General features: G+C 45.7%; 26 protein-coding genes and 1 pseudogene. 17 read left to right on the top strand and 10 right to left on the bottom strand.

What is annotated here, in order from left to right; all coding sequences use genetic code 11:
* Positions 1–71 precede the first annotated feature (71 nt).
* Positions 72–743 carry a hypothetical protein gene (locus tag QSV55_RS09415; RefSeq protein WP_289650009.1) on the bottom strand — a complete coding sequence of 224 codons (672 nt, stop codon included), beginning with the start codon at positions 741–743 and terminating at the stop codon, positions 72–74.
* Between the two features lie 162 nt (positions 744–905).
* Here QSV55_RS09415 and QSV55_RS09410 point away from each other — a divergent pair, with 162 nt between their 5' ends.
* From QSV55_RS09410 to QSV55_RS09400, 3 genes are all read left to right on the top strand, one after another.
* Positions 906–1412 (top strand): GrpB family protein, encoded by a 507-nt coding sequence (locus QSV55_RS09410; RefSeq protein WP_289650008.1) that lies wholly within the window; start codon positions 906–908, stop codon positions 1410–1412.
* Between the two features lie 80 nt (positions 1413–1492).
* Complete coding sequence (locus QSV55_RS09405) at positions 1493–2890, top strand: helicase HerA-like domain-containing protein (RefSeq protein ID WP_289650007.1); 1398 nt, start codon at positions 1493–1495, stop codon at positions 2888–2890.
* A 36-nt stretch (positions 2891–2926) separates the two neighbouring features.
* Positions 2927–3889 (top strand): diacylglycerol kinase, encoded by a 963-nt coding sequence (locus tag QSV55_RS09400; protein WP_133451817.1) that lies wholly within the window; start codon positions 2927–2929, stop codon positions 3887–3889.
* A 35-nt stretch (positions 3890–3924) separates the two neighbouring features.
* On the opposite strand, the gene QSV55_RS09395 is transcribed toward QSV55_RS09400, so the two are convergent.
* Positions 3925–4746 (bottom strand): glucose 1-dehydrogenase, encoded by an 822-nt coding sequence (locus QSV55_RS09395; protein ID WP_289650006.1) that lies wholly within the window; start codon positions 4744–4746, stop codon positions 3925–3927.
* Positions 4747–4918: 172 nt separating this feature from the next.
* Here QSV55_RS09395 and rlmD point away from each other — a divergent pair, with 172 nt between their 5' ends.
* From rlmD to QSV55_RS09380, 3 genes are read left to right on the top strand one after another with little or no spacing between them, the layout of a single operon-like run.
* A complete protein-coding gene (gene rlmD / locus QSV55_RS09390) occupies positions 4919–6265 on the top strand; it encodes a 23S rRNA (uracil(1939)-C(5))-methyltransferase RlmD (protein WP_289650005.1) in 1347 nt (448 codons plus the stop codon).
* A gap of 4 nt (positions 6266–6269) precedes the next feature.
* Positions 6270–7337 (top strand): DNA polymerase IV, encoded by a 1068-nt coding sequence (dinB, locus tag QSV55_RS09385; RefSeq protein WP_289650004.1) that lies wholly within the window; start codon positions 6270–6272, stop codon positions 7335–7337.
* A 17-nt stretch (positions 7338–7354) separates the two neighbouring features.
* Positions 7355–7555: a hypothetical protein gene (locus QSV55_RS09380; RefSeq protein ID WP_289650003.1), complete on the top strand. Its 201-nt coding sequence runs from the start codon at positions 7355–7357 to the stop codon at positions 7553–7555.
* A gap of 395 nt (positions 7556–7950) precedes the next feature.
* Here the strand turns inward: QSV55_RS09380 and QSV55_RS09375 are convergent.
* From QSV55_RS09375 to QSV55_RS09360, 4 genes and pseudogenes are all read right to left on the bottom strand, one after another.
* Positions 7951–8466: pseudogene (locus QSV55_RS09375) on the bottom strand (3'-5' exonuclease); the annotation flags it as partial.
* A gap of 41 nt (positions 8467–8507) precedes the next feature.
* Entirely contained in the window at positions 8508–8666 is a 159-nt protein-coding gene (locus tag QSV55_RS09370) for a FeoB-associated Cys-rich membrane protein (protein ID WP_133451811.1), read from the bottom strand.
* Between the two features lie 10 nt (positions 8667–8676).
* Positions 8677–10647 (bottom strand): ferrous iron transport protein B, encoded by a 1971-nt coding sequence (feoB, locus tag QSV55_RS09365; RefSeq protein ID WP_133451810.1) that lies wholly within the window; start codon positions 10645–10647, stop codon positions 8677–8679.
* Entirely contained in the window at positions 10640–10876 is a 237-nt protein-coding gene (locus QSV55_RS09360) for a FeoA family protein (protein ID WP_133451809.1), read from the bottom strand. The genes feoB and QSV55_RS09360 overlap by 8 nt, the downstream gene beginning before the upstream one ends.
* A gap of 168 nt (positions 10877–11044) precedes the next feature.
* Here QSV55_RS09360 and murT point away from each other — a divergent pair, with 168 nt between their 5' ends.
* The 4 genes from murT to scdA all read left to right on the top strand — a co-directional run bounded on the left by murT (position 11045) and on the right by scdA (position 14082).
* Positions 11045–12355 carry a lipid II isoglutaminyl synthase subunit MurT gene (gene murT / locus QSV55_RS09355; protein ID WP_289650002.1) on the top strand — a complete coding sequence of 437 codons (1311 nt, stop codon included), beginning with the start codon at positions 11045–11047 and terminating at the stop codon, positions 12353–12355.
* A complete protein-coding gene (gene gatD, locus QSV55_RS09350; protein ID WP_289650001.1) occupies positions 12355–13074 on the top strand; it encodes a lipid II isoglutaminyl synthase subunit GatD in 720 nt (239 codons plus the stop codon). Before murT ends, gatD begins: the two co-directional genes overlap by 1 nt.
* A 58-nt stretch (positions 13075–13132) precedes the next feature.
* A complete protein-coding gene (locus QSV55_RS09345) occupies positions 13133–13261 on the top strand; it encodes a hypothetical protein (protein WP_289650000.1) in 129 nt (42 codons plus the stop codon).
* A 143-nt stretch (positions 13262–13404) separates the two neighbouring features.
* Positions 13405–14082 carry an iron-sulfur cluster repair di-iron protein ScdA gene (scdA, locus tag QSV55_RS09340; RefSeq protein ID WP_289649999.1) on the top strand — a complete coding sequence of 226 codons (678 nt, stop codon included), beginning with the start codon at positions 13405–13407 and terminating at the stop codon, positions 14080–14082.
* A 24-nt stretch (positions 14083–14106) separates the two neighbouring features.
* On the opposite strand, the gene QSV55_RS09335 is transcribed toward scdA, so the two are convergent.
* Positions 14107–15072, bottom strand: coding sequence for an FUSC family protein (locus QSV55_RS09335; protein ID WP_434784198.1), 966 nt, complete (start codon positions 15070–15072; stop codon positions 14107–14109).
* Between the two features lie 75 nt (positions 15073–15147).
* Between QSV55_RS09335 and map the strand changes: the two genes are divergently transcribed.
* From map to QSV55_RS09310, 5 genes are all read left to right on the top strand, one after another.
* Positions 15148–15906, top strand: a complete 759-nt coding sequence (gene map, locus QSV55_RS09330) for a type I methionyl aminopeptidase (protein ID WP_289649997.1) — start codon at positions 15148–15150, stop codon at positions 15904–15906.
* An 82-nt stretch (positions 15907–15988) separates the two neighbouring features.
* The gene (locus tag QSV55_RS09325) at positions 15989–16363 is read left to right on the top strand and encodes a hypothetical protein (protein WP_289649996.1); all 375 of its coding nucleotides are present in this window, start codon (positions 15989–15991) and stop codon (positions 16361–16363) included.
* Entirely contained in the window at positions 16360–17049 is a 690-nt protein-coding gene (gene liaF / locus QSV55_RS09320; RefSeq protein WP_289649995.1) for a cell wall-active antibiotics response protein LiaF, read from the top strand. The genes QSV55_RS09325 and liaF overlap by 4 nt, the downstream gene beginning before the upstream one ends.
* Positions 17046–18065 (top strand): sensor histidine kinase, encoded by a 1020-nt coding sequence (locus QSV55_RS09315; RefSeq protein ID WP_133451802.1) that lies wholly within the window; start codon positions 17046–17048, stop codon positions 18063–18065. Before liaF ends, QSV55_RS09315 begins: the two co-directional genes overlap by 4 nt.
* Before the next feature lies 1 nt (position 18066).
* On the top strand, positions 18067–18696 hold the full coding sequence (locus QSV55_RS09310) for a response regulator transcription factor (RefSeq protein ID WP_133451801.1): 630 nt from the start codon (positions 18067–18069) through the stop codon (positions 18694–18696).
* A gap of 37 nt (positions 18697–18733) precedes the next feature.
* Here the strand turns inward: QSV55_RS09310 and QSV55_RS09305 are convergent, their stop codons facing one another.
* The 3 genes from QSV55_RS09305 to QSV55_RS09295 are packed head-to-tail and all read right to left on the bottom strand — an operon-like array spanning position 18734 to position 20629.
* Positions 18734–19309, bottom strand: coding sequence for a beta-class carbonic anhydrase (locus tag QSV55_RS09305; protein WP_289649994.1), 576 nt, complete (start codon positions 19307–19309; stop codon positions 18734–18736).
* A gap of 9 nt (positions 19310–19318) precedes the next feature.
* Positions 19319–20323 carry a YihY/virulence factor BrkB family protein gene (locus QSV55_RS09300; RefSeq protein ID WP_289649993.1) on the bottom strand — a complete coding sequence of 335 codons (1005 nt, stop codon included), beginning with the start codon at positions 20321–20323 and terminating at the stop codon, positions 19319–19321.
* 36 nt (positions 20324–20359) lie between these two features.
* A complete protein-coding gene (locus QSV55_RS09295; protein WP_289649992.1) occupies positions 20360–20629 on the bottom strand; it encodes a YtxH domain-containing protein in 270 nt (89 codons plus the stop codon).
* Positions 20630–20751: 122 nt separating this feature from the next.
* On the opposite strand from QSV55_RS09295, the gene QSV55_RS09290 reads away from it, so the two are divergent.
* Positions 20752–20949 carry a DUF1128 family protein gene (locus QSV55_RS09290; RefSeq protein ID WP_243721470.1) on the top strand — a complete coding sequence of 66 codons (198 nt, stop codon included), beginning with the start codon at positions 20752–20754 and terminating at the stop codon, positions 20947–20949.
* A gap of 22 nt (positions 20950–20971) precedes the next feature.
* Positions 20972–22207, top strand: coding sequence for an aminopeptidase (locus QSV55_RS09285; RefSeq protein WP_133451797.1), 1236 nt, complete (start codon positions 20972–20974; stop codon positions 22205–22207).
* Positions 22208–22211: the final 4 nt, after the last annotated feature.

Genomic DNA, 22211 nt, shown 5'->3' with positions numbered 1-22211 from the left:
CCTGCTCTTTAATACACAAAAACTACCCGTTAAAATAAGCTTTAATCGGGTAGATGCAGAATATATGAAATTTACTTCTTGAAGAGATAGTCTGTGAGATGGGAATACCAGATATTGAGACCCTGATCAGTCAGAAGTTCTGTTTTAGGGTCATAGCTGTCTTCAAGGTCATCCTTTGGCCATTTTTTCGATTGGGCATAATAAGTTTTGGAATCTTTAAAATAGTCTTCTTCTTCTTTCTGATACCTCTTGAATGCTTTATCCGTTGAAGGACGAGTGCCGATCGTTCGGACTTCAATATGGTCTGATGTTAGATCATCGATTATTTGAGCAAGCTGTTTGTTGTGCGCCTCTGCAGGGATTTTTTCTGTAAAATCATTAAGGGTCAGTGCATCGAGTAGAACGATATCAGGCTCTGTATCCTTTATTTTATCGACATCGATCTTATCACTCGCTGTCTTGATCATCTGTTCCTTTATCTTAAGCGCCGGATACTGATCACGCAGCATCTGCACCAAGCTCTGATCATCATCTGAGACCTGATAAGGCGTGGATAAGACAGTGATGTTCATCTCTTTATTTTGACGGTAAATATCTTGAAGGGCTTTATCTTTGAATGTGATGGTTTTCGTGTCTGTCTGAGAGGTCTGACGGGCTGAAACAGTGGATTGCCAGTAAATATAACCGAAACCAATTAATAAGACTGAAAGTACAACGTAAAGCCAGAAGAGTATATTTTTCATCTGAGTCCTCCATGTTATCAATACTGTTATTTTAACATAAATATCAAATTGCTAGTAAGATAGAAGTAAAATGTTTATAATTTATAAAAATGGTAATATGTTTTGAATATGTATCTATAATAGAAAGATCAAATGACATGAGATACAAGTGAGGGACATACTATGATCAAAAATACGCCCCGCAGTTTTCTGGAGTACAGACTTTTATTTATTGAAGAATCGAAGCAGCTGATTGAAATCCTGGGAAATGCGATTACTGAAATACATCAATATGGCAGTTCGGCTGTTGATGGATTGCCGTTTATAGAAGAAATCAATATCATGCCGGTCGTCAAGCACTATCAGCATGTAGAAAAACAGATGGCTGCCATCGAAGCGCTCGGCTTTAAATGTATTGAACGGGCACCGGACTGCATCATGCACGAGAAAAAGACGGAGGGGCCCTCTATTCAGATCAGGTGGGTCGAGCAGCATGATAGCAAGCAGGTCGAGTCGCTGCTGTTGTTCCGGGATTATTTAAGGCAGAACGAATCAGCGAAGGCACAATATATTCATTTTCTGGTGAAAAATAAGCAGCAGGCTGAAGATGAGATCGAATCTCAGGTCAACGAAATCGAATACATGCTGCAGCTGAAAAAAGAAGCAGAAGCATGGCGGAAAAGATTCTGACAAGAATCTTTTTTTTGTGTAATTTCGTAGAATAAGCTAAATTAGAGACAGCGATATTATTGATAAAGTGGGGATGAAAGATGACATTAGCAATTGCCAAGAATATCGGTATAGAAGAAAAAATGGCGAATCGCCACGGTCTGATTGCCGGCGCAACGGGTACAGGTAAGACGATTACACTGAAGGTGATGACAGAACAGTTCTCAAAAGCAGGCATACCCGTCTTCTTATCTGACATCAAAGGGGATCTGACCAGTCTTGCCGAGCCGATGGAGATGAATGACAAGATTCAGGAACGTCTGAATACCCTGGCTTTGACTGATTATCACCCGCAGCAGTTCCCGGTCAGAATGTGGGATATTTTCGGCAAGATGGGGACGCCGGTACGTGCAACGGTCACGGAGATGGGCCCGCTCCTGCTGTCCCGTCTGATGGGTCTGAATGAGACGCAGACAGGTATCCTCACTATGGCATTCAGAATCAGCGATGACGAAGGACTGGCGCTGCTTGACCTGAAAGATCTGCAGGCTCTGCTTAACCATATGGGTGACCATGCTGCTGAATATACGACGAAATACGGCAATCTGACGAAGCAGTCTATCGGTGCCATTCAGCGTAAACTGCTGGAGCTGGATAGTCAAGGTGCCAGTCATTTCTTCAGTGAGCCAGCTCTCAGACTGGAAGATTTCCTGCAACAGGAGAAGGGTAAGGGGGTCATCAATATTCTGCATGCAGTAGAGCTTTACAGGCAGCCGCTGCTCTATACCACATTCCTCCTCTGGCTGCTGACTGAACTGTTTGAAATTCTGCCGGAAGTAGGCGACGCTGATCAACCGAAGCTTGTCTTCTTCTTTGACGAAGCGCACCTTTTATTCAAAGACGCCAATCCAGCCTTCGTCACGCAGATTGAACAAGTTGTCCGTCTCATCCGTTCTAAAGGGGTCGGTGTTTATTTCGTGACACAGAACCCGATTGATTTGCCGGACGAGGTACTCGGTCAGCTCGGAAACCGTGTTCAGCATGCGCTGCGGGCGTTCACGCCTCGTGACCAGAAAGCCGTGAAGAGTGCAGCAGAGACCTTCAGACAGAATCCGGACCTGGATGTAGAAAGCGTCATCGGAGAACTGAAGACCGGTGAGGCACTGGTCTCTTTCCTGAACAGTGACGGTCAGCCGGGTATCGTAGAACGTGCGTGGATCAGACCGCCTGAAAGTAAAATCGGTGTCTTAAGTCAGCCGATTCCACTTGAAGCGAATCCCTTCTATGCAACCTATAAAGAAGAACTGGATCGCGAGAGTGCTTATGAGCTTCTGCAGCAGAAGCTGACTGATATCAAAGAACCTGAGCAGCCTGACAGGAAAGTGACGAAAGAAAAACCATCTGAACTCCAGAAAATGGCGACTTCTGTCCTTACATCTGTCGGCAGACAGATAGGTCGGGAAATTGTCCGTAATATATTCGGTGGACGCCGACGCTAGTAAAAACAAGGGAATTTCCCGAAAGGGTGAACAGCTATGAGAAAAAGAGCAAGAATTATCTATAATCCGACGTCTGGTCGAGAACTCTTCAAAAAGACGCTGCCTGACGTGCTGATCAAACTGGAGCAGGCAGGCTACGAAACCAGTGCCCATGCGACAACAGCGGCGGGTGACGCCACTATCGCGGCCCGTGCTGCAGTCCAGGATCAATTCGATATTATCATCGCAGCTGGTGGTGACGGCACGCTCAATGAAGTGGTCAACGGCATAGCCGATCTGCCGGACCTGCCTCAAATAGGGGTGATACCCATGGGAACGGTCAATGACTTCGGCCGTGCGCTCATGATACCAAAGGATATCATGGAAGCTGTTGATGTCATCATAGAAGGGACCACGGTACCGGTCGATATCGGACGCATGAACAGCCGCTACTTTATCAATATTGCGGGGGGCGGCAAAATCACCTCGGTATCTTACGAGGCGCCAAGCAAACTGAAGACCGTCATCGGTCCGTTAGCCTACTATATTAAAGGGCTTGAGATGCTGCCGGAGATCAAACCGACTGATGTCCGCATTGAATACGATGGCGAGGTCTTCTCAGGAGAAGTCATGCTCTTCCTGATCGGACTGACCAACTCTGTCGGCGGCTTTGAAAAGCTGGTGCCTGATGCCTCTATTAATGATGGCTACTTCACGCTGCTGTTCCTGGAGAAAGTGAATCTGGCAGAGTTCGGCCATCTGCTGACGCTTGCTTCGCGCGGCGAACACCTTAACCATCCGAAGGTCCACTATATCAAAGCGAAGGAAATCAAGGTCTCCTCGTATGAAATGATGGACTTGAATGTGGACGGTGAATACGGGGGTGTATTACCCGCTCATTTCGTCAATCTGGCGAGTCATTTAGAGATTTTCAGTCCGCTCGACGATATCACGCGCTCAAATAATATCGAGAAGATGAAGAAAATTGATGACCAGTATACCCTCACAGATATCGAATAAAAAACGCAAAATCCATCAGGATTTTGCGTTTTCTATTATTTGATTTCATCGGTAAATGATGCTGCCAGCTCATCATACTCCCAGTTGCGATGGGAAGGGTAGAGAGAAAGGCCGCCATCTGCGACGATCGTCTGACCTGTGATATATTTTGATTCCTTACTGGCAAGAAAAGCGGCGATGCTGGCGATTTCTTCCGGCTCAGCGACATAACCCATCGGCACAAAGCCGTCCGCTTCTTTTTTCTTCTCTTCAGTTGAGAAGTTCTCAGCATTGATCGGTGTATTGATGGAACCAGGTGCGATGTTATTGACGCGGATCTGGACACGCGCATATTCAAGAGCTAAGCTCTGGGTCAGAAGCTTGACGCCTCCTTTACTTGCACAGTACTGGGCGTAATGTGGCCAAGGAATGATTTCGTGGACGCTGGAGATATTGATGACGACCCCTTTATATTTCTTGTCCATATAATGCTTGATGGCTTCACGTGAACCGATGAAAGTACCGCGTAGGTTGACGTTCATGACTTTATCAAATTCCTCTGTCGACATTTCATGGCTGACGATATCTTTTTGCATGCCCGCATTGTTGACCATGACATGGAGAGCACCGTATGTAGCGAGTGTTTGGCTGAATAAGCCGAGAAACTCTTCTTCGTCCGTCGTATCCGCTTTGATGGCAATGGCTTCGCCGCCTTTAGCCTGAATAGCCTCCACAAGCTCATTTGCTTCGTCTGCTCTTGAGTGATAGTTGATGACAACTTTCATGCCTTCTTCAGCAAAACGCAGAGCAATCGCTTTACCGATACCAGATGCGCCGCCTGTAATCAGTGTCACTTTATCCTTTAAATCGTTATACATGAGTGTAGTCTCCTTTAGATTAGTTTAATAGACTATACCCATATCATTTCCAAGTAATCTATGTGTTCGTAAACTGATGTCCTCGATTTAGATGTCAGCGAAACTGTGATAGAATATATCAAGGAAGAAGGCCTGATTAAAGTTGACACTTGAAAATGAAAGAGAGAAATGAATGAAGAAAAACGATATATTAACAGGTACAGTCGTCGATTATACGCACGAAGGTAACGGTGTTGTCAAAATAGAAGGTTATCCTATCTTTATCCCGCAGACAGTGAAGAACGAAACAGTCACTTTCAAGCTGATCAAGCAGAATAAAGGGTTTGGTATCGGTAAAGTGCTGTCAATTGACACAGAAAGCCCGGACCGTGTAACGCCACCCTGCATCTATTATCAGCAGTGCGGCGGCTGTAATATACAGCATCTGAATTATCAGGCGCAGCTCACCATGAAGGAAAATCAGGTGAAGAATTTAGTCCGCAAAATGACGAAGCTCGATATTCCGGTGCGCGAGATTATAGGAATGGAGAATCCTTGGCGTTATCGCAATAAGAGTCAGCTGCCCGTCCAGTACCGGGAGGGCATTGTAACGGGATTCTACAGACCCCGGTCGCATGATATAGTGCCGATAGAAGAATGTCTGATTCAGAAGGAGAGTCACGATGAACTGATGAATACGATTCGTCAGCTGCTCACGCAATACAATGTCAGTATTTATGATGAACGGCGCCATAGAGGCAACCTGAGACATATCATGCTCCGCAGCGGCACGACAGTGAATGAAACGATGGTCGTTTTTGTCACTAAAAGCCGGCATCTGCCTGAACTTGAACAGATTGCGGATGAACTGATGGCTCAGTTTCCGTATGTGACAAGTATCAGACAGAATATCAATAGTGAGAAGACGAATGTCATCCTCGGCAGCCAGTCCAGAACGATCCGCGGCCATGATTATATACACGATCAACTGGATCAGCTGACATTTGAGATTTCAGATATGAGTTTCTATCAGGTCAATCACGAGCAGACAGAAAAACTGTACCGTCAGGCGCTGGATTACGCAGAACTGACAGCCAGTCAGAACGTCATCGATGCTTACTGCGGCATCGGTACGATCGGCTTGTTTATGGCAGCACATGCTGAACGGGTCTACGGTGTGGAAATAGTGGAGAAAGCGATAGAGGACGCCAAACGGAATGCAGCGCTTAATCACTTATCCAATACACACTTTGAAGCCGGTAAAGCAGAAGATATTATTCTGAAGTGGCGCGAGGAAGGCATCAGACCGGATGTCGTGATGGTTGATCCGCCGCGTAAAGGCTGCGATGCCGTCTTTATTGAGACTCTACTTGAACTGACGCCTCAGCGTATCGTCTATGTATCCTGTAATCCTTCAACCTTGATGCGTGACATTCAGCTGCTGGAGACAAAATATCATATCGATGAGATCACGCCGGTCGATATGTTCCCGCAGACGACCCATGTTGAAGCAGTCTGCAAGATGACCTTGAAGGATTAGGTAGATGGAGAAGAGAATCATTCATGTCGATATGGATGCATTCTATGCGCAGATTGAGCAGCGGGATAATCCGGAACTTAGAGGCAAACCCGTTATAGTCGGGGGGAAATCGAGTTCAAGAGGTGTCGTTTCAACAGCGAGTTACGAAGCAAGGAAGTTCGGCATTCATTCAGCGATGCCGATGAGCCGGGCCCATCAGCTCTGTCCTGATGGATATTATGTGACGCCCCATTTCAATGTCTACCGGGATGTCTCAGCCACCATTATGGAGATTTTCAGAAGTTATACAGCGTTGGTGCAGCCTGTCTCCTTGGATGAAGCTTATCTGGACATCACGCATCTCGTCAGACGGGATATGCCCGCTTCACAAGTGGCCCGTCATATTAAGCGTGATGTACTGGCAGCAACACAGTTGACATGTTCAGCCGGTGTCTCCTATAATCGTTTTCTCGCCAAAATGGCATCCGGTATGAATAAGCCGGATGGTCTGACGATTATTCATCATGGCAATGTCCATGAGATTCTCATGCCGCTGCCCATCGGAGACTTTCCGGGTGTCGGTAAAGTGACTGAGGAGAAGATGAAGGCACTGGGTATAGAGACAGGACAGGACTTGTTCAACCAGACAGAACGAGACCTCATCAACTGGTTCGGCAAAAGAGGCCCGAAATTATATCATTACGCACGCGGCATCGGTGATGATACGGTCAAAGCTGAGCGGACACGTAAATCGATAGGCAAAGAGACCACATTCGAAGCGGATAAAAATGATGACGAAGAAATTCTGTCCGTCATCCGGAAACTTGCCAAACAGGTCAGTGACAGACTGAATCAGTACAGCCTTGCCGGAGATATTGTGACGGTCAAGATCAAGGAATATGATTTCACTACGGTGACCAAGCAGCAGAAACTTCCGGATTCCGTCACTGATGCAGATGAAATCTATAATATCGCCTATCATCTTTATACCGAAGTGAAATCAACGGAACGTCCGATACGTTTAATTGGTGTCACAGTGGGGAATTTAAAGGAGAAGCGTTTCGAAAATATGTCGATATATGATTTTATATAACGGAAAGAGTGAGTAAGATGAAATTTAAGTTTTCTATTATTGGTATTGTTGCTCTGTTATTCGCTCTCTTTGTGATGGATACCTGGAACAATGGCTTTGATTTCTGGAAACTACTGGGCATCATTGTCCTGGCCGTCTTCCTTTTCTGGGTGGATCACAAACTAGAGAGACCTGTGTCACGTGATAGTATCAAACAGAATATATATAAACGTAAATAAAACCATGTCCACTGGGCATGGTTTTATTGATAGAATTCAATCAGCTGCTTTAATTTATCATCGCTGATCACCTGTACATCCTCACCACGTGCCAGGCGGTTGGTGACCGCGTTGTCCTTAGCAGAAGGTTTATTGCCCTTCTGTCTGCCGAAGAGATAGATGTCCGCTTGTTCGATATCGGACGCATACTGGCCGCCGTGATCAACGATATACTGAACGATATCTTTACGTTTCAGATGAAGAGTCCCGGAGATGGCGATTTTCTTGGCGTGAAAAGGATGCGTCAGATCAAAATCCTGGGTCGTCGGTCTGATCGCATTCAGTTCTGCCTGATAGCGGTTCATCTGCTGGCTCTTCTTGTATTTCATGCCGGACAAATAAGCGCGGTGCCGCTTCAGATAGTCTTCCAGCGAATCATAGTGTTTCAAAAGCCGGAGCGTAATCATGGCACTGGCCTTGGCGTCATTCAGGGCATGATGATGCCCGTGAAAATCAAGATCATAGAACTTCATCATGTTCTTCAGGCTGTAGCTGTGATTTTTAACCGTTTTCCGTGCCATATTACAGGAGCAGAAGTAGGGCATGACCGGCATTTCAAGGCCATAACGTTCAATGGACTGGTAGAGCACCTTCATATCAAAGCGTGCAAAATGCGCGACGACCGGCAGCTCGCCGATGAAATCCATCATATGAGGGAAGACGTCAGGAAATGTCGGCGCATCTGCTACATCTTCCGGCTTGATGCCATGAACCGCGATATTGCTCTTTGAAAAGTAGGTCTCCGGATTGACAAGTGTGTAAAATGTCTCCGTCATCATATTGCCCTGCACTTTCACCATGCCGACACTGCACACGCTGGCCGGCTGACCATTCGCTGTCTCGAAATCGAGCGCAATAAACTCATTCATCATACTTCCCCCTTTTGTCCAGTATACAAAAAAAGAGACAGAACCTATAACGGTTTGTCTCTAGGCAACTCACAGCCGCAGTCCTGATTGACCGAGCAGCTGTTGCATTTACCTTCCTTTGATTTTCTGAAGAATCTGACCAGTGTGAACGTCGCATATCCAAAGATGAGCAAGGCGAGCAGGATATTAATAAGTAATGACATAAGAGCCTCCTTAAATGAACAGTTGGCCGAGCTGATAGACAGCAAATGTTAAAATATAGGCCACTGCTACGGGATAGAGCATCGCAAGGAATGTCCATTTCCATGAACTTGTTTCTTTACGAATAGCTGCAACTGTCGACAGACAAGGGATATATAACAGGATGAACAGCATGAACGCATAGGCGGTCAGCGGCGTGAACTGGCTGTGAATCACTTGAATCAAGGCGTCATCACTGACCGCATAGATGATAGCCATGGCACTGACGATGACTTCCTTGGCCAGGAACCCTGGAATCAGTGTCGCGCCTGCCTGCCATGTGCCGAAGCCGAGTGGTGCCAGAAGCGGCGCAATCACTCCGCCGATCATGGCGAGGTAGCTGTCACCGATTCCTACATTGAGACCGCCAGGACCCGTGTAGTTGAGCAGCCAGATTAATACGGAGCCGCCAAAAATGAAGGTCCCTGCTTTTTTGACGAATCCTTTTCCTTTTTCCCAGGTACTGCGCCATAGCGTTTTAATGGAAGGCAGACGATAGGGCGGCAGCTCTATGACGAAGATTGAAGTATCATTCTTCAGGAGCGTTTTAGATAATATGAAACTCATGAACAATGCGACGACAACCCCGATAACATACAGGCTCAGCACAATCAGAGCTTGATTCTCCTTGAAGAATACACCTGCAAAGAGGGCATAGACTGGCAGCCGGGCGGAACAGGACATAAAAGGTGCGATCAAGATGGTGGTCAGACGCTCCTTCTCCTCTTCGATACTGCGCGCTGCCATGATACCGGGCACATTACAGCCGAAGCCGATAATCATCGGAATAAATGATTTACCGTTCAGCCCGAAAAACTCCATTAAACGGTCCATGATCACCGCTATACGTGCCATGTAACCGGAGTCCTCAAGAAGTGAGATAAAGAAGAACAGCACCAGAATCTGAGGGACGAAGACCAGAACACCGCCGACACCGGCGATGATGCCATCAGTGATCAGATTCTGCAGGAACTCGACCACCCCGAGCTGCGTCATGATGCGATGCGCCCAGTCTGTTAACGGTCCGCCGAAAAAGGCGTCCAGCTGATCCGACAGCGGTGTGCCGATCCAGGTGAAGGTCGTCTGAAAAATCAGCCACATTAAAAACAGGAAAATCGGCATACCCAGATATTTATGAGTAACGATGCGATCGATTGTCTCTGTCAAGGGTGTCTTGGAAACCTCAGGCTGCGTGACTACGCCGTCAAGAATCTCGGAAATTTTATTCTGACGTGCTTTTAGAATCAGCTCCTTGACGGGAAAGTCAATCTGCGCTTTTAATGTGTCCCTTGCCGCATCGTCACCGATGTAGTCGATGACAGCCGGATTGTCCATCAAATACTGGACAGCGAGAAAACGGTGATGTCGTCTGTTTAGTGCAAGACCGCTGAATGTCGGCAAGATTTTGGTGATCAGCGCTTCTATTCTGTCGTCATAGCGAAGAGACAGCCGCGCAGCCGCCAGATGACGGTCATTGACGGCTTCCAGTATTTCATGGGTACCTTTGCCTGTACGTGCAACGACAGGAATGACAGGAATCTTCAGGCGACGCATCAATAAGTCGATATCAATACGGTAACCTCGTTTGGCTGAGACATCGACCATATTGAGGCCCATCATCATAGGTGCGCCGTATTCCATCAGCTGAATGGTGAGCAGCAGATTACGTCGCAGCTGCGAGGCATCCACAATATTGATCATGCCTTGGAAAGACTCCTGCAGCAGAAAGCGTGTGACGACTGTCTCGTCCTTTGAGATAGGAAGCAGGTCATAAGTGCCGGGCAAGTCCACGAGGTTGCCATAGTTCTTTTTGAGTTGACCGATTTTCTTCTCGACAGTCACACCGCTCCAGTTACCGACATATTCGTATGAACCGGTCAGTGCATTGAAAAGTGACGTTTTCCCGACATTCGGATTGCCGAGAATACAGAACGTATTAGTCATGAGCGGCTTCCAGCATGATTTTGCACGCATCGCAATTCCGGATGCAGATATGCTGGCCCTCTATATCAAAGACGCATGGTCCTTTAAACAGACTTTTGCGCTGGACTTTCAGCACGCTGCCGACTGACAAACCAAGCGCATTTAAACGGTGCTGTAAGACCGGATTATCAAAGCTGAAAGATTTAACAAAATAAGTACTGCCGATTTCGGCATTAGCTGCATGTAGCATTTAGACACCTTCTTATTTGATTGTGATAATCATTTTCAATTAAATATTATCATGGTCAGTCTGTTTTAACAAGGTCCATTAAATACGCAGTCAATGAAAATCATTTTCTTTATCATGTGATTTATAGGCAGCAAATGATATAATAAATTGTTAATCAAGGAGGTCATTATGAGAACTTTTACAGCTAAATTAATGGCAAAACTGTCGAGACAGGCTAGTATCGCTGCTGGTAAAAGAGGCACGGATTTACCGGGACAGTTAGCTAGAAAAATAGATCCACAGATTTTGAGGAAAATGGCAGCTACTGTAGATGATGTCGTCTTTATCTCGGGTACAAACGGCAAGACAACGACTTCTAATTTAATCGGCCATACATTAAAGAACATGGGTATCCCGATCATTCATAATACAGAAGGGGCGAATATGGCCGCTGGTATCACATCCAGCTTTATCGTCCAGGCAGATAAAAATACTAAGCTCGCTATCATCGAAATTGACGAAGGATCGATTCCGCGTGTCCTGAATGAAATGACGCCGACGATGATGGTCTTCACGAACTTCTTCCGCGATCAGATGGACCGTTTCGGTGAGATCGATATTCTGGTCGACCGTATCGCCGATCATATTAAGAATAAAGGCATCAAGCTGATATTAAATGCAGATGACCCGTTTGTCTCACGACTGAAGATTGCAAGTGATGATGTGGTTTACTACGGTATGAAAGCAGGCATCCATCACTTCGAAGAAAGCACGATGATTGAAAGTAAGTACTGTCCGAACTGCGGCCGTCTGCTCCATTACGAGGCGATTCATTACAACCAGATCGGCCATTACAGCTGTGAATGTGGTTTCAGACGGAATGAGCCTAAATATGAAGTGGAAGCTCTCTCTGAGAATCCATATCTGGTACCGGTCATTAACGGCGCCACATTTAATATGAAGCTTGCCGGAGACTTCAATGTGTTCAATATTATCGCTGCCTATAGTGTGCTGCGGGAACTCGGATTAAATGATGACTCTATCAGAAGCGGCTTCGAAAGCTACGCCTCGGATAATGGCCGGATGCAGTATTTCTCAAACGGCAGAAAAGAAGCGATTATCAATCTCGCCAAGAATCCGGCGGGTCTGAATGCCAGCCTGTCAGTCGGCGAAAAAATCCAGGGTACTAAATCCTATCTGATCAGCCTGAACGATAACGGCGCAGATGGACGCGATATCTCATGGATCTGGGATGCTGACTTTGAAAAGCTGTCACGCCAGACAATCGGTCACATCATCTGTACGGGCAACCGGGCGGAAGAGCTGGCAGTACGTCTTAAATATGCAGAGATTCCGGCGCAGGTGACGGTCGAACGTTCGATTGAACAGGCGACCCTGCAGGCGATGGCACTTGATGATTATACGGTCTGCATTCCGAACTATACATCACTTGAGCCGATGCATACGACACTCACGACTTATTTCAAGGAGGATAAATAATGACAGCGATTAATATTTATCACTTCATGCCTGACAAGCTGAATCTGTACGGTGATATCGGGAATATCATCGCCTTATCCAAACGAGCGAAATGGCGCGGCATTGATGTCAAAGTGACGGATGTCAAAGAGACAGCCGGGCTGAAATTATCAGAGGCGGATATCCTCTTTATCGGTGGCGGCAGCGACCGTGAACAGGCCATTGCGACAACGGAGCTCTTCAAGATCAAGGATGAGTTCAAGGCTGCGATAGAAGACGGTGTCCCTGCACTGACTATATGCGGCGGCTATCAGTTCCTCGGTGAGAAATATGTGACACCCGATGGCCATGAACTGAAAGGGCTGAATATCCTGGACTTCTATACAGAATCCAGAACTGAGCGTCTGACCGGTAATATCGTCATCGAATCAGAGACTTTCGGACAGATTGTCGGTTTTGAGAACCACGGGGGTCGCACCTATCATGACTATGATACGCTCGGCCGTGTCGTTTCGGGCTTCGGCAATAATGATACCGATAAAAAAGAGGGGATCCATTACAAAAATCTGCTCGGCACTTATCTGCACGGGCCGATTCTGCCGAAGAACCATGAAATAACAGACTATCTCCTCAAGGCAGCCTGCGAACGTAAGAATATAGCGTTCAGTCCGCTGAATGACAACGCGATTGAAGAGAGTGCGAAGAAAGTCATCATTGACCGCTTACTTGCGGATCAATAAAGGTTAAATATCATCCTGACGGGTAAAGTGAACTATCTATCACTTAGGAGGGCTTGATATGGCACAGGAAGATTCAAAGACAACTTCACAGCGCATGAAGGACGATACGCCTGGGCTCGTCGATGAAAAAGTAAGAGAACAGCTGCAGAACGAACCGGGCGACAGAAAAGAAGAGAAGAAAAAATAGTTCCTCAGGCATCTTATCATAGGATAAGATGCCTTTTATTTATGATAAAAATACGAACACTTTTAAAGATATATTTAAAATATATCTTTTGGGTGTATAATATAAAGTGTTAACAGATAAAAGTGAAAACAGGAGGCTATACGATGATTACTAAGGAAATGCGGGTCGCTGATATCGTCAAGGAGATTCCGAAGAGTGCAGATATATTCAGAAGTAACCGGATTGATTTCTGTTGCGGCGGACAAATACCGCTGGCAGAGGCTGTTCATGACAAAAGTGCGTCGCTTGAAACATTGCTCGATGAGATTAATAGTCTGCAGACAGAGAATGCGGGAGAAGGTCTGGATGTACAGTATCTGGATAATGCGAGTCTGATCAACTATATTCAGAACAAGTATCATATACTGTTGCGGGAGGAAATGAAGAATCTGACGCCTTATGTCACGAAAGTCGCTAAAGTCCATGGTGACAACCATCCGGAGCTGATTGACATCAAGGAAGTCTTCACCGGACTGAAAAATGAGCTGCTCGATCATACGCTGGATGAAGATGACACTGTCTTTCCGCTTGTCAAAGAATACTCGCTGAATCCTACAGACGAACTGCGTGCAAAACTCCAGCCGCATATCGATGAACTGGAGACGGAACATGAGAATGCCGGTAATGCGCTTAAGCGATTAAGAGAACTGACGCATGATTTTACACCGCCGCTTGATGCATGCGGCACCTACCGTCTTGTCTTCGCACGTTTAGAACGGCTCGAGAAAGATACATTCAATCATGTGCATCTCGAGAACAACGTTTTATTCAAGCGTTTCTAGATTGACATGTGAAAGACCACCTGACTATGTCAGGTGGTCTTTCATCAGTTTCTGGATCATTAAGAGTTCATAGATATAATGGCTTTTGAGCTGATTGTCGTCGAATTCATTCAGATGTTTGACGCTGGATTTGAAGACTGAGAGGGCAGGCGCCGGCACCGGTCTATTTTGAGTCATCGCATCAAGTATCTGAACATATGCCTCACGTTCAGCCAGGGAAAAGTCAAAGTACTGCTGATCCGGCATATAGATCATATTAGATAGATGAAGAACGATCAGCTGGTCAACCTGCAGCCGTTTTTCAATTGTAGTCATGGCGCGTTTCCGGTTCATATCACGGTGATACTGATATTCTTCATGCTCATATTTGATGAGCTGGTGGACTTTGCTGATTTTAGAGTTGATGGCTTCCAGCAGCTGCATGCTCTCTTCGGACGTGAAATTACCGACCAGCACTTCTTTGCTGCGCTTGACAAAAAGGGAGGCACTGTCTCGTTCAATCGAGCTGATAATAGACTGAATCTGCTGCTGATATTTCGGTGGTAAGACCAAGTAGTTGACGAGTCCGGCTGTCGTCAGGCCGATAGTCGTGGTGGCGAGCCGTGAGAAAAAGTTGTAGGCGAAGGCATCGTGAATATTAGGCACCATGGCTACAGCTGTCAGGCTGGCGACAAGCATACCGTCAAATAGCTTCAGCTGATAACAGACAAGAATCGTCACGGTAGCGGCAAGGCTATAGGCAAGCGGGGAATCACCGAGAAAATACGTGCTCATCACGGCGATAAAAGCACCGATGATGGAGGCCGGAAAACGAATATAAGCTTTTTTCAGCGATGCTTTAGCGGTCGGTTCGATTGAGACAATAGAAGTGATGACCGCAAATATCGCCGGAAATGTTAAGAGCTGACAGATCAGAGCGGTCAGAAATGTCGCGAGACCTGTCTTGATGATCCGCGGACCGAGTATATGTTTTAAGTTCATTCTTCTCATTCCGTTTTTTAAATTTAGTATACCATTAAATGTTTGTTATAATATAGAGACAACCCAAATGAAAGAAGAGATAGAATGATTATTAAATCAAATGAGGAACTTGAAAAACTGAAAGCGATCGGACAGATTGTCGCGGAGATCAGAGATACACTGAAGGAAAATACAGTCGCAGGTATCACCACAAAAGAACTGGATAATATCGCCGGTGAAATGTTTGATAAGCTGGGTGCGAAATCGGCACCCATCACTGAATATGATTTCCCAGGTTATACATGTATCAGTGTCAATGAAGAAGTTGCACATGGCATACCCGGCAAACGTGTGATTGAAGAAGGCGACCTCGTCAATATAGATGTCTCCGGCTGTAAAGATGGCTATTATGCGGATACAGGTATTTCCTTTGTGGTCGGCGAAAGTGCCGATCCACTGAAGCAGAAAGTCGTCGATGTCGCACTGATGGCATTTGAAGAAGCAATGAAAAAAGTGAAGCCAGGGACGAAACTCAGTCAGATTGGCCGCGCAGTTAATGCGACCGCGCGTAAGAATGACGTGACGGTGATCAAGAACCTGACAGGCCATGGTATCGGTACAAGTCTGCACGAAGAGCCGCAGCATATACTGAACTACTACGACCCACATGATAAAGTACTGCTGAAAGAAGGGATGGTCCTCGCTGTTGAGCCGTTTATTTCGTCCAAAGCAACGATCGTCGGCGATGGCAAGGATGAATGGGCATTTGAAACGAAAGATAAAAGTTATGTGGCTCAGATTGAGCATACGATTGTCGTGACCAAGGAAGGACCTTTCCTGTTGACTGAACGTATCTCAGACTAAAGTATGAGAGATGAATCGTTCCTCAGACGTTTTACGTCTTGAGGAACTTTTTTTATAATGAGGACATTGAGGAGATGATAGCATGAGCCGAATCACATCTGTATTGACCCGCACGGTCAAGAAAGCCATTAATCATAGTCTGTTTAATAAGATAGCTGAACTCCAGCACAGGTTAACGGATCTGAATGTCCAGAAAGCACTGAAAGCAAATGAACAGGCCACACTGCTGAAACAGTATGACCATTATAACTTCAAATTAACGGTTATAGACTCAGAAGACGGCAGTCAACGTGAGTTCCGCTCAAATCGCGTGATGCATATCAGCAGACTGAACCAGCTGGATCATGAGCTCCATGAAATTGAAGTGTCACTTGCGATGATTGAAAGTATGAAAGAAGAAGTGCAGTATGAGATAATGATGCTACAGAAGATGAATGAAAGAGAAGTGAGTATGTGAAACAGTTAGTTTCAACTGAAATCTTGATTACATTTATAATTTTGCTCATTATTTCTAACTTGTATTACTTATTTTTTATGAAAACAGGTATGATACTGGTCCTGCTGGTCGGGCTTCTGCTCGTCTACAGCAGCCAGTTCTATAAGAAAAAGCTGAGGGGATTAGTGCTGCTCTGGATAGGAATAGCACTGATCGCTTTTGGCATGCTGTCAAATCCTTATACCTTGATTCTGCTCTTCAGCTTTCTGATTATACTGTCGCTCAGATATCTGATAGCGAGACGCCAGCCGTCAATCATCACCGTTGAGAATAATGACTTACGAGTCTCCAGTCAGAACTGGTTCAATACGAAGAAAACGCCGGATGAAGTCTACAAATTTGATGATATACATCTGCAGCATGCGATAGGTGACATCCTGATTGACCTGACAACAGCAGCAAATCTGAGGCAGGATAATGTCGTGGTCGTCCATCAGCTTTTAGGTAAGACCACCCTTATTGTCCCGCATCATTATCAGGTCAAAATTGATTATTCATCTCTCTACGGCCAGCTGACGGTCGAAGACTTTACCAAGCGCTCAAAAAATCAGCGGCTGACTTATCTGACACCTGAATATCCGAACGGTGTAATGATCAAGGTGATGGTCTCCTCTATTATCGGTGATCTGGAGGTTATTCATCGATGAATAATTACACACGACATATAGGTGTCATGCTGATACTCATCTATAGCCTGTTATTCATCTTCTATATACTGGACAGGATATTCACGAATATCATCTACTTCCAGGGGATGCTGACCTCTTATATCATGGGTGTACCAGCCTGGCTCTTTCTGAATGTCATTGTGATCCTATCATGCATTATTATGGGATCACTTGTCGCTTACAAGCAGAATGAGCAGTATGCCTGGTTAAAGAATCAGATTCGCGCAGTGGATGATGGTGAGAAGATCCGCTCATCGAATGAAATAGAATTACATCCGGAGGCCGCAGAGGTCTTCAGCGCCATCATCAAGTTAAATGAGACCATGCGGACTATCAAGCACCAGAACCAGATGGTGACAAGTGGTGTGAATGAGCAGATCGTCAAAAAAATTGTGGAAGAAGAAAGGCAGCGTCTGGCACGTGAACTTCACGACTCGGTCAGTCAGCAGCTCTTTGCAGCAAGTATGATGCTATCAGCAGTGCAAGCACAACAACTCAGTGAAGAGATGACCAGGCAGATGAATCTGCTTGAACGCATGCTACATGAGGCCCAGCAGGAGATGCGTGCGCTCCTGCTGCACTTAAGACCGCTGGCCCTGCAGAATAAATCCCTGGTAGATGGGATCACAGACTTGACGCTGGACCTGAAGCAGAAGACACCGCTTGAAATACAGCTGGATATGACGCCTGTCAAGCTGTCCAAAGGCATAGAAGATCAGCTGTTCCGTATTACGCAGGAAGCGATATCGAATACACTTCGTCATGCAAGAGCACACAAACTGACGATTGAACTATTTCCTATTCCTGAAAGCCTGATGCTCCGAATCACGGATGATGGTCGAGGGTTTGATCTGGAAACAAGAGATGAGACGCGATACGGCATTAATACGATGAAAGAGCGTGCACTTGAGATAGGAGGAACATGCCAGATTATTTCTGCGCCGGACAGCGGTACACGCATAGAAATAAAAGTTCCGATCAACGAGGAGGGATAGTATGAAAGTGTTGTTCGTAGATGATCATGAGATGGTCAGAATAGGCATATCCAGTTTTCTGTCGACACAGCCGGACATCGAAGTGGTCGGTGAAGCAAGTGATGGTCAGGAAGGCATCGATAAAGCCAAGGCATTGCAACCTGACGTAGTCCTGATGGATATGGTGATGGACAAGATGAATGGAATCGAGGCCACTGCTGTAATCAAGAGCTCAATGCCAGAGACGAAAGTGATCATGTTGACCAGCTTTATCAATGACAAAGAAGTATACGCGGCACTGGATGCGGGTGTAGACAGTTACATCCTTAAAACGTCAAGCGCTGACCGCATCGCGGACGTCGTCAGGAAGACCTATAACGGTGAAGCGGTCTTTGAGGCCGAAGTGATGACCAAGATGCGTAACCGAATGCAGCAGAAGGCAGAACTCTATGATATGCTGACAGAACGTGAAATGGAGATTCTGCTGCTGATTGCCAGCGGTATGTCCAATCAGGAAATCGCGGATGCAAGCCATATCACCATCAAGACTGTTAAAACACATGTCAGCAATATCCTCAGCAAACTGGAAGTGCAGGATAGAACGCAGGCTGTTATCTACGCCTTTAAACATCATCTGATTGATCAACAGTAAGAAACCCGTTGCCTGAGGCACCGGGTTTTAATGTGTATTATTTTTCCACTACTTTGTCGTAGCCATTCTGAATCAGTTCCACTTCACCTGTATGCGGATCGATAACGAGCCCGTGGACAGGTACACTCTGATCGAATAGTGGATGGTTATATACGAGATCAATATTAGCGCGTACATTTTCTCTGACATCTGAGAATCCGCCTAAGAAGTGGTCAAGATCTATACCGGAATGCTTTAGAATTGAGATGGTCTCTTCTTTGATGCCGCGGTCTTTCATGGTATTCAGGACCTCTTCTACATTGATACCGCCCATACCACAGTCTTTATGTCCCATGATGATGATTTCTTCAGCACCAAGTGCATAAATGCCGACCAGTAAGCTTCTCATCGTAGAACCGTATGGATGAGTGATAGTGGCGCCTGCATTTTTGACAAGCTTAACATCACCGTTCTTAAATCCGAGAGCTTTAGTGGACAGTTCAACAAGGCGAGTATCCATACAAGTCAGCATGACGGCTTTCATTGTAGGTACTTTAGAAGTTTCGTAGTTCTCATAGGTCTTATCTTCAACGAATTTCGCATTGTAGTTCAGGATTTCTTCTAATAGTGTCATGAGTGTCTCCTATCGTTTAGTAGGTAACTGACCTGTCTTCTTCTGGTGCAGCAGGGCATTGATCTGCGACCCGACTATGATGATGAAGCCAGTCAGGTATAACCATGTCATCAGAACGATGACACCTCCAATACTACCATATGTTTTAGAGTAATTCGCAAAGTTATTGACGTAAAGTCCGAATAAATAGCTGGCACCTAACCAGGCAACAGTGGCGAATAACGCACCTGGTAATACTGATTTCCATGCCAGTTTGATGTTCGGTGCGATCGCATATAAGGTTGTGAAGACGATAAACGTCAGAAGAAGAGGCAGGATGACTTTGACGAGATTGAAGATCCAGACAAATTGATCACCGAGACCGATTTTACCGAATAACAGATTACCGATCTGTTCCCCGAATACCGGCAGCGCTAAAGTAATAGCTACTACTAAGATCATAATGATTGTAAATAAGACGCTAAGCAGTTTAGCCACAATCGGATTACGAGCATCTTCTACTTCATAAGAGACATTGAAGGCATTCATTAACGCAGTCATACCATTTGAAGCGGACCATAACGCAGCGATCAGACCGAATGACAGTAAGCCGCCTGATGAGTTGGCCATGACATCACTTACGATGGTATTGATGGTGTCCGCGGTATCGCCAGGCGCGTTACTCGCGATAACGTTGGTGATTGTCTCTGGTTTTAAGTTAAACAACGGTAAAAGCGTCAATAAGAAGATAAGCAGCGGGAAAAGCGCCAGCAGGAAATAGTAAGCCAGCTGAGCCGCTAAGCCGGATGCATCGTCTTTTCCGATACGGTAAAGGAGACGCTGAAAAAAGTTGCCGTCCTCTTTGTATTTAACAGGTTTGTTGATTTTTGATACGTGAAGCTCCTCATCTTCTTTCTTTGCTTCTTTAGACTGGAACTTCTGTGTTTTGACATAACTCTCATCTAAATTTTTTGACCCAGACGGATCAGCCGCCTGAGTCAAAAATTTAGAAGAGCTCTTCTGCTTTTCAGCCATATGAATCACTCCTCATAATATAAGTAGAAATATTTCTTATTTTTTAGTCAGCATATCTTTCGTCTCAAGAATGGCTTTTTCAAGTTCTGGATTGTTGCGGCGAATTTCTTCGATCTGATCTTTCCAGTACATGATTTCATCTTTAATGCTTGCGAATTTATCTTTAGCAGTAGATGGATTTTTACGTAGTTCATTGACATTGCTCACTTGAGTTTTGACAGAAGAACGAGTGTTTCTGTCGAGCATTGCGACCGCAGCGCCTACAGCAGCCCCGATCAGCATACCAGGAATTAATTTGTTATTCATGATGATTCCTCCATTAAGTTAGTGTGTGGATAATACTATTATATATCCTAATATATTATGTGGTAAACTTGTTGCAGATGAGATTTTTCAGAAATTATGCTTAATGACAGCGGAGGGCAGTTATGACTAAAGAAGCAATGCTAGAAGACATTATGTCAAAATTGAAACTGATCAACAAAGGAGTCATCAATGCGGAAGATATTGATGATGCTAAAATGGAAGATTTAAAGGATCTTCATGAGATGGTCATGAAACGGGACCATGTATCAGCAAGTGAAATTGCAGCGATCACAGATGCGCTGGGCCAACTGAGAAAATAACTGAAAAAAAGGGGATTAGAACATGATTGCAAATCAAGAGGAAAAACTAAGATTATATGCACAGCTTCTTGTACATGTGGGGATGAATGTACAGCCGAAGCAGCGAGTGTATATTCGTGCGATGGTAGAGGCGGCTGAATTTGTGCATTTAGTTGTAGAGGAAGCCTATAAAGCAGGTTCTGAGGATGTTAAAGTCAGCTACGGCGATGACCGGCTGGCGCAGCTGAACCTGCAGTACCGCCCGCAGGAAGCATTTGAGTCGGTGCCGCAGTATGTGGTCGATGAGCGCATGGATTATGCCAAGGACGGCGCTGCACAACTGGCACTGATTTCTTCAAGCCCTGAGAACCTGAAAGATGCTGATCCGGATAAAGTGAGCGCTATGATGCGTGCAAACGGTAATGCTTTCCGCGAATATATGCGCATGATGCAGTCTGACCAGTTTGCATGGACAGTTGCTGCGTATCCGTCAAAAGCCTGGGCGAAACTCGTCTTTCCTGACCTATCTGAGGAAGAAGCGGTGGACAAACTCCTCGATTTAATGCTTTACACTGTCCGTGCCAACGAGCAGGATCCAGTTAAAGCATGGCAAGACCATAACCATACGCTTCATCTGAAAGCAGATTACTTAAATAAGAAGGCGTACAAAGCATTGAAGTATAGTGCACCAGGCACAGACCTGACGATTGGCCTGCCTGAGGGCCACATCTGGTGCGGTGCTTCTTCGGTCAGTGCGGCCGGTGTTGAGTTCATGGCGAACATGCCGACTGAAGAAGTGTTCACCGTACCCCATCAGGATCAGGTCAACGGCACGGTCAGAAATTCTCTGCCGCTCAGCTACGGCGGGAATATCATCGACAACTTCAGCTTGACCTTCAAGGACGGTAAAGTCGTCGATTATCATGCTGAAGTCGGCCATGACATTTTAAAGGGTCTGCTTGAGTCTGATGAGAATGCTGTCCAGCTGGGTGAAGTGGCACTTGTCCCGCACGACTCTCCTATCTCTAACAGTCAGACGCTTTTCTACAATACATTGTTTGATGAGAATGCCTCCTGTCACCTGGCCCTCGGATCTGCTTATCCGTTCTGTTTAGAAGGCGGTAAAGAGATGTCGGACGCTGAGCTTGATGCGGCGGGTCTCAATCAGTCGATTACACATGAAGATTTCATGATCGGTAATGCGGAGATGAATATCAGCGGGATTACAGCAGAAGGTCACGAGGAACCTATTTTTATAAATGGTAATTGGGCGTTTTAATTTT

This window comes from Macrococcus bovicus (assembly GCF_030376725.1).
GTDB classification, from domain to species: Bacteria; Bacillota; Bacilli; order Staphylococcales; family Staphylococcaceae; genus Macrococcus; species Macrococcus bovicus.
This window is presented reverse-complemented; position numbering and strand designations above follow the sequence as displayed.

Excerpts from the sequence above, each read along its gene's own strand:
- QSV55_RS09300 (WP_289649993.1), bottom strand. The coding sequence starts at position 20,323 with ATGGCTGAAAAGCAGAAGAGCTCTTCTAAATTTTTGACTCAGGCGGCT.
- QSV55_RS09370 (WP_133451811.1), bottom strand. The coding sequence starts at position 8,666 with ATGTCATTACTTATTAATATCCTGCTCGCCTTGCTCATCTTTGGATAT.
- QSV55_RS09345 (WP_289650000.1), top strand. The coding sequence starts at position 13,133 with ATGGCACAGGAAGATTCAAAGACAACTTCACAGCGCATGAAGGACGAT.
- QSV55_RS09335 (WP_434784198.1), bottom strand. The coding sequence starts at position 15,072 with ATGAGAAGAATGAACTTAAAACATATACTCGGTCCGCGGATCATCAAG.
- QSV55_RS09395 (WP_289650006.1), bottom strand. The coding sequence starts at position 4,746 with ATGTATAACGATTTAAAGGATAAAGTGACACTGATTACAGGCGGCGCA.
- map (WP_289649997.1), top strand. The coding sequence starts at position 15,148 with ATGATTATTAAATCAAATGAGGAACTTGAAAAACTGAAAGCGATCGGA.
- QSV55_RS09290 (WP_243721470.1), top strand. The coding sequence starts at position 20,752 with ATGACTAAAGAAGCAATGCTAGAAGACATTATGTCAAAATTGAAACTG.
- QSV55_RS09415 (WP_289650009.1), bottom strand. The coding sequence starts at position 743 with ATGAAAAATATACTCTTCTGGCTTTACGTTGTACTTTCAGTCTTATTA.
- QSV55_RS09310 (WP_133451801.1), top strand. The coding sequence starts at position 18,067 with ATGAAAGTGTTGTTCGTAGATGATCATGAGATGGTCAGAATAGGCATA.
- QSV55_RS09285 (WP_133451797.1), top strand. The coding sequence starts at position 20,972 with ATGATTGCAAATCAAGAGGAAAAACTAAGATTATATGCACAGCTTCTT.
- QSV55_RS09380 (WP_289650003.1), top strand. The coding sequence starts at position 7,355 with ATGAAATTTAAGTTTTCTATTATTGGTATTGTTGCTCTGTTATTCGCT.
- QSV55_RS09305 (WP_289649994.1), bottom strand. The coding sequence starts at position 19,309 with ATGACACTATTAGAAGAAATCCTGAACTACAATGCGAAATTCGTTGAA.
- QSV55_RS09410 (WP_289650008.1), top strand. The coding sequence starts at position 906 with ATGATCAAAAATACGCCCCGCAGTTTTCTGGAGTACAGACTTTTATTT.
- QSV55_RS09315 (WP_133451802.1), top strand. The coding sequence starts at position 17,046 with ATGAATAATTACACACGACATATAGGTGTCATGCTGATACTCATCTAT.
- dinB (WP_289650004.1), top strand. The coding sequence starts at position 6,270 with ATGGAGAAGAGAATCATTCATGTCGATATGGATGCATTCTATGCGCAG.
- rlmD (WP_289650005.1), top strand. The coding sequence starts at position 4,919 with ATGAAGAAAAACGATATATTAACAGGTACAGTCGTCGATTATACGCAC.
- QSV55_RS09400 (WP_133451817.1), top strand. The coding sequence starts at position 2,927 with ATGAGAAAAAGAGCAAGAATTATCTATAATCCGACGTCTGGTCGAGAA.
- scdA (WP_289649999.1), top strand. The coding sequence starts at position 13,405 with ATGATTACTAAGGAAATGCGGGTCGCTGATATCGTCAAGGAGATTCCG.
- QSV55_RS09360 (WP_133451809.1), bottom strand. The coding sequence starts at position 10,876 with ATGCTACATGCAGCTAATGCCGAAATCGGCAGTACTTATTTTGTTAAA.
- gatD (WP_289650001.1), top strand. The coding sequence starts at position 12,355 with ATGACAGCGATTAATATTTATCACTTCATGCCTGACAAGCTGAATCTG.
- murT (WP_289650002.1), top strand. The coding sequence starts at position 11,045 with ATGAGAACTTTTACAGCTAAATTAATGGCAAAACTGTCGAGACAGGCT.
- QSV55_RS09295 (WP_289649992.1), bottom strand. The coding sequence starts at position 20,629 with ATGAATAACAAATTAATTCCTGGTATGCTGATCGGGGCTGCTGTAGGC.
- feoB (WP_133451810.1), bottom strand. The coding sequence starts at position 10,647 with ATGACTAATACGTTCTGTATTCTCGGCAATCCGAATGTCGGGAAAACG.
- QSV55_RS09325 (WP_289649996.1), top strand. The coding sequence starts at position 15,989 with ATGAGCCGAATCACATCTGTATTGACCCGCACGGTCAAGAAAGCCATT.
- QSV55_RS09405 (WP_289650007.1), top strand. The coding sequence starts at position 1,493 with ATGACATTAGCAATTGCCAAGAATATCGGTATAGAAGAAAAAATGGCG.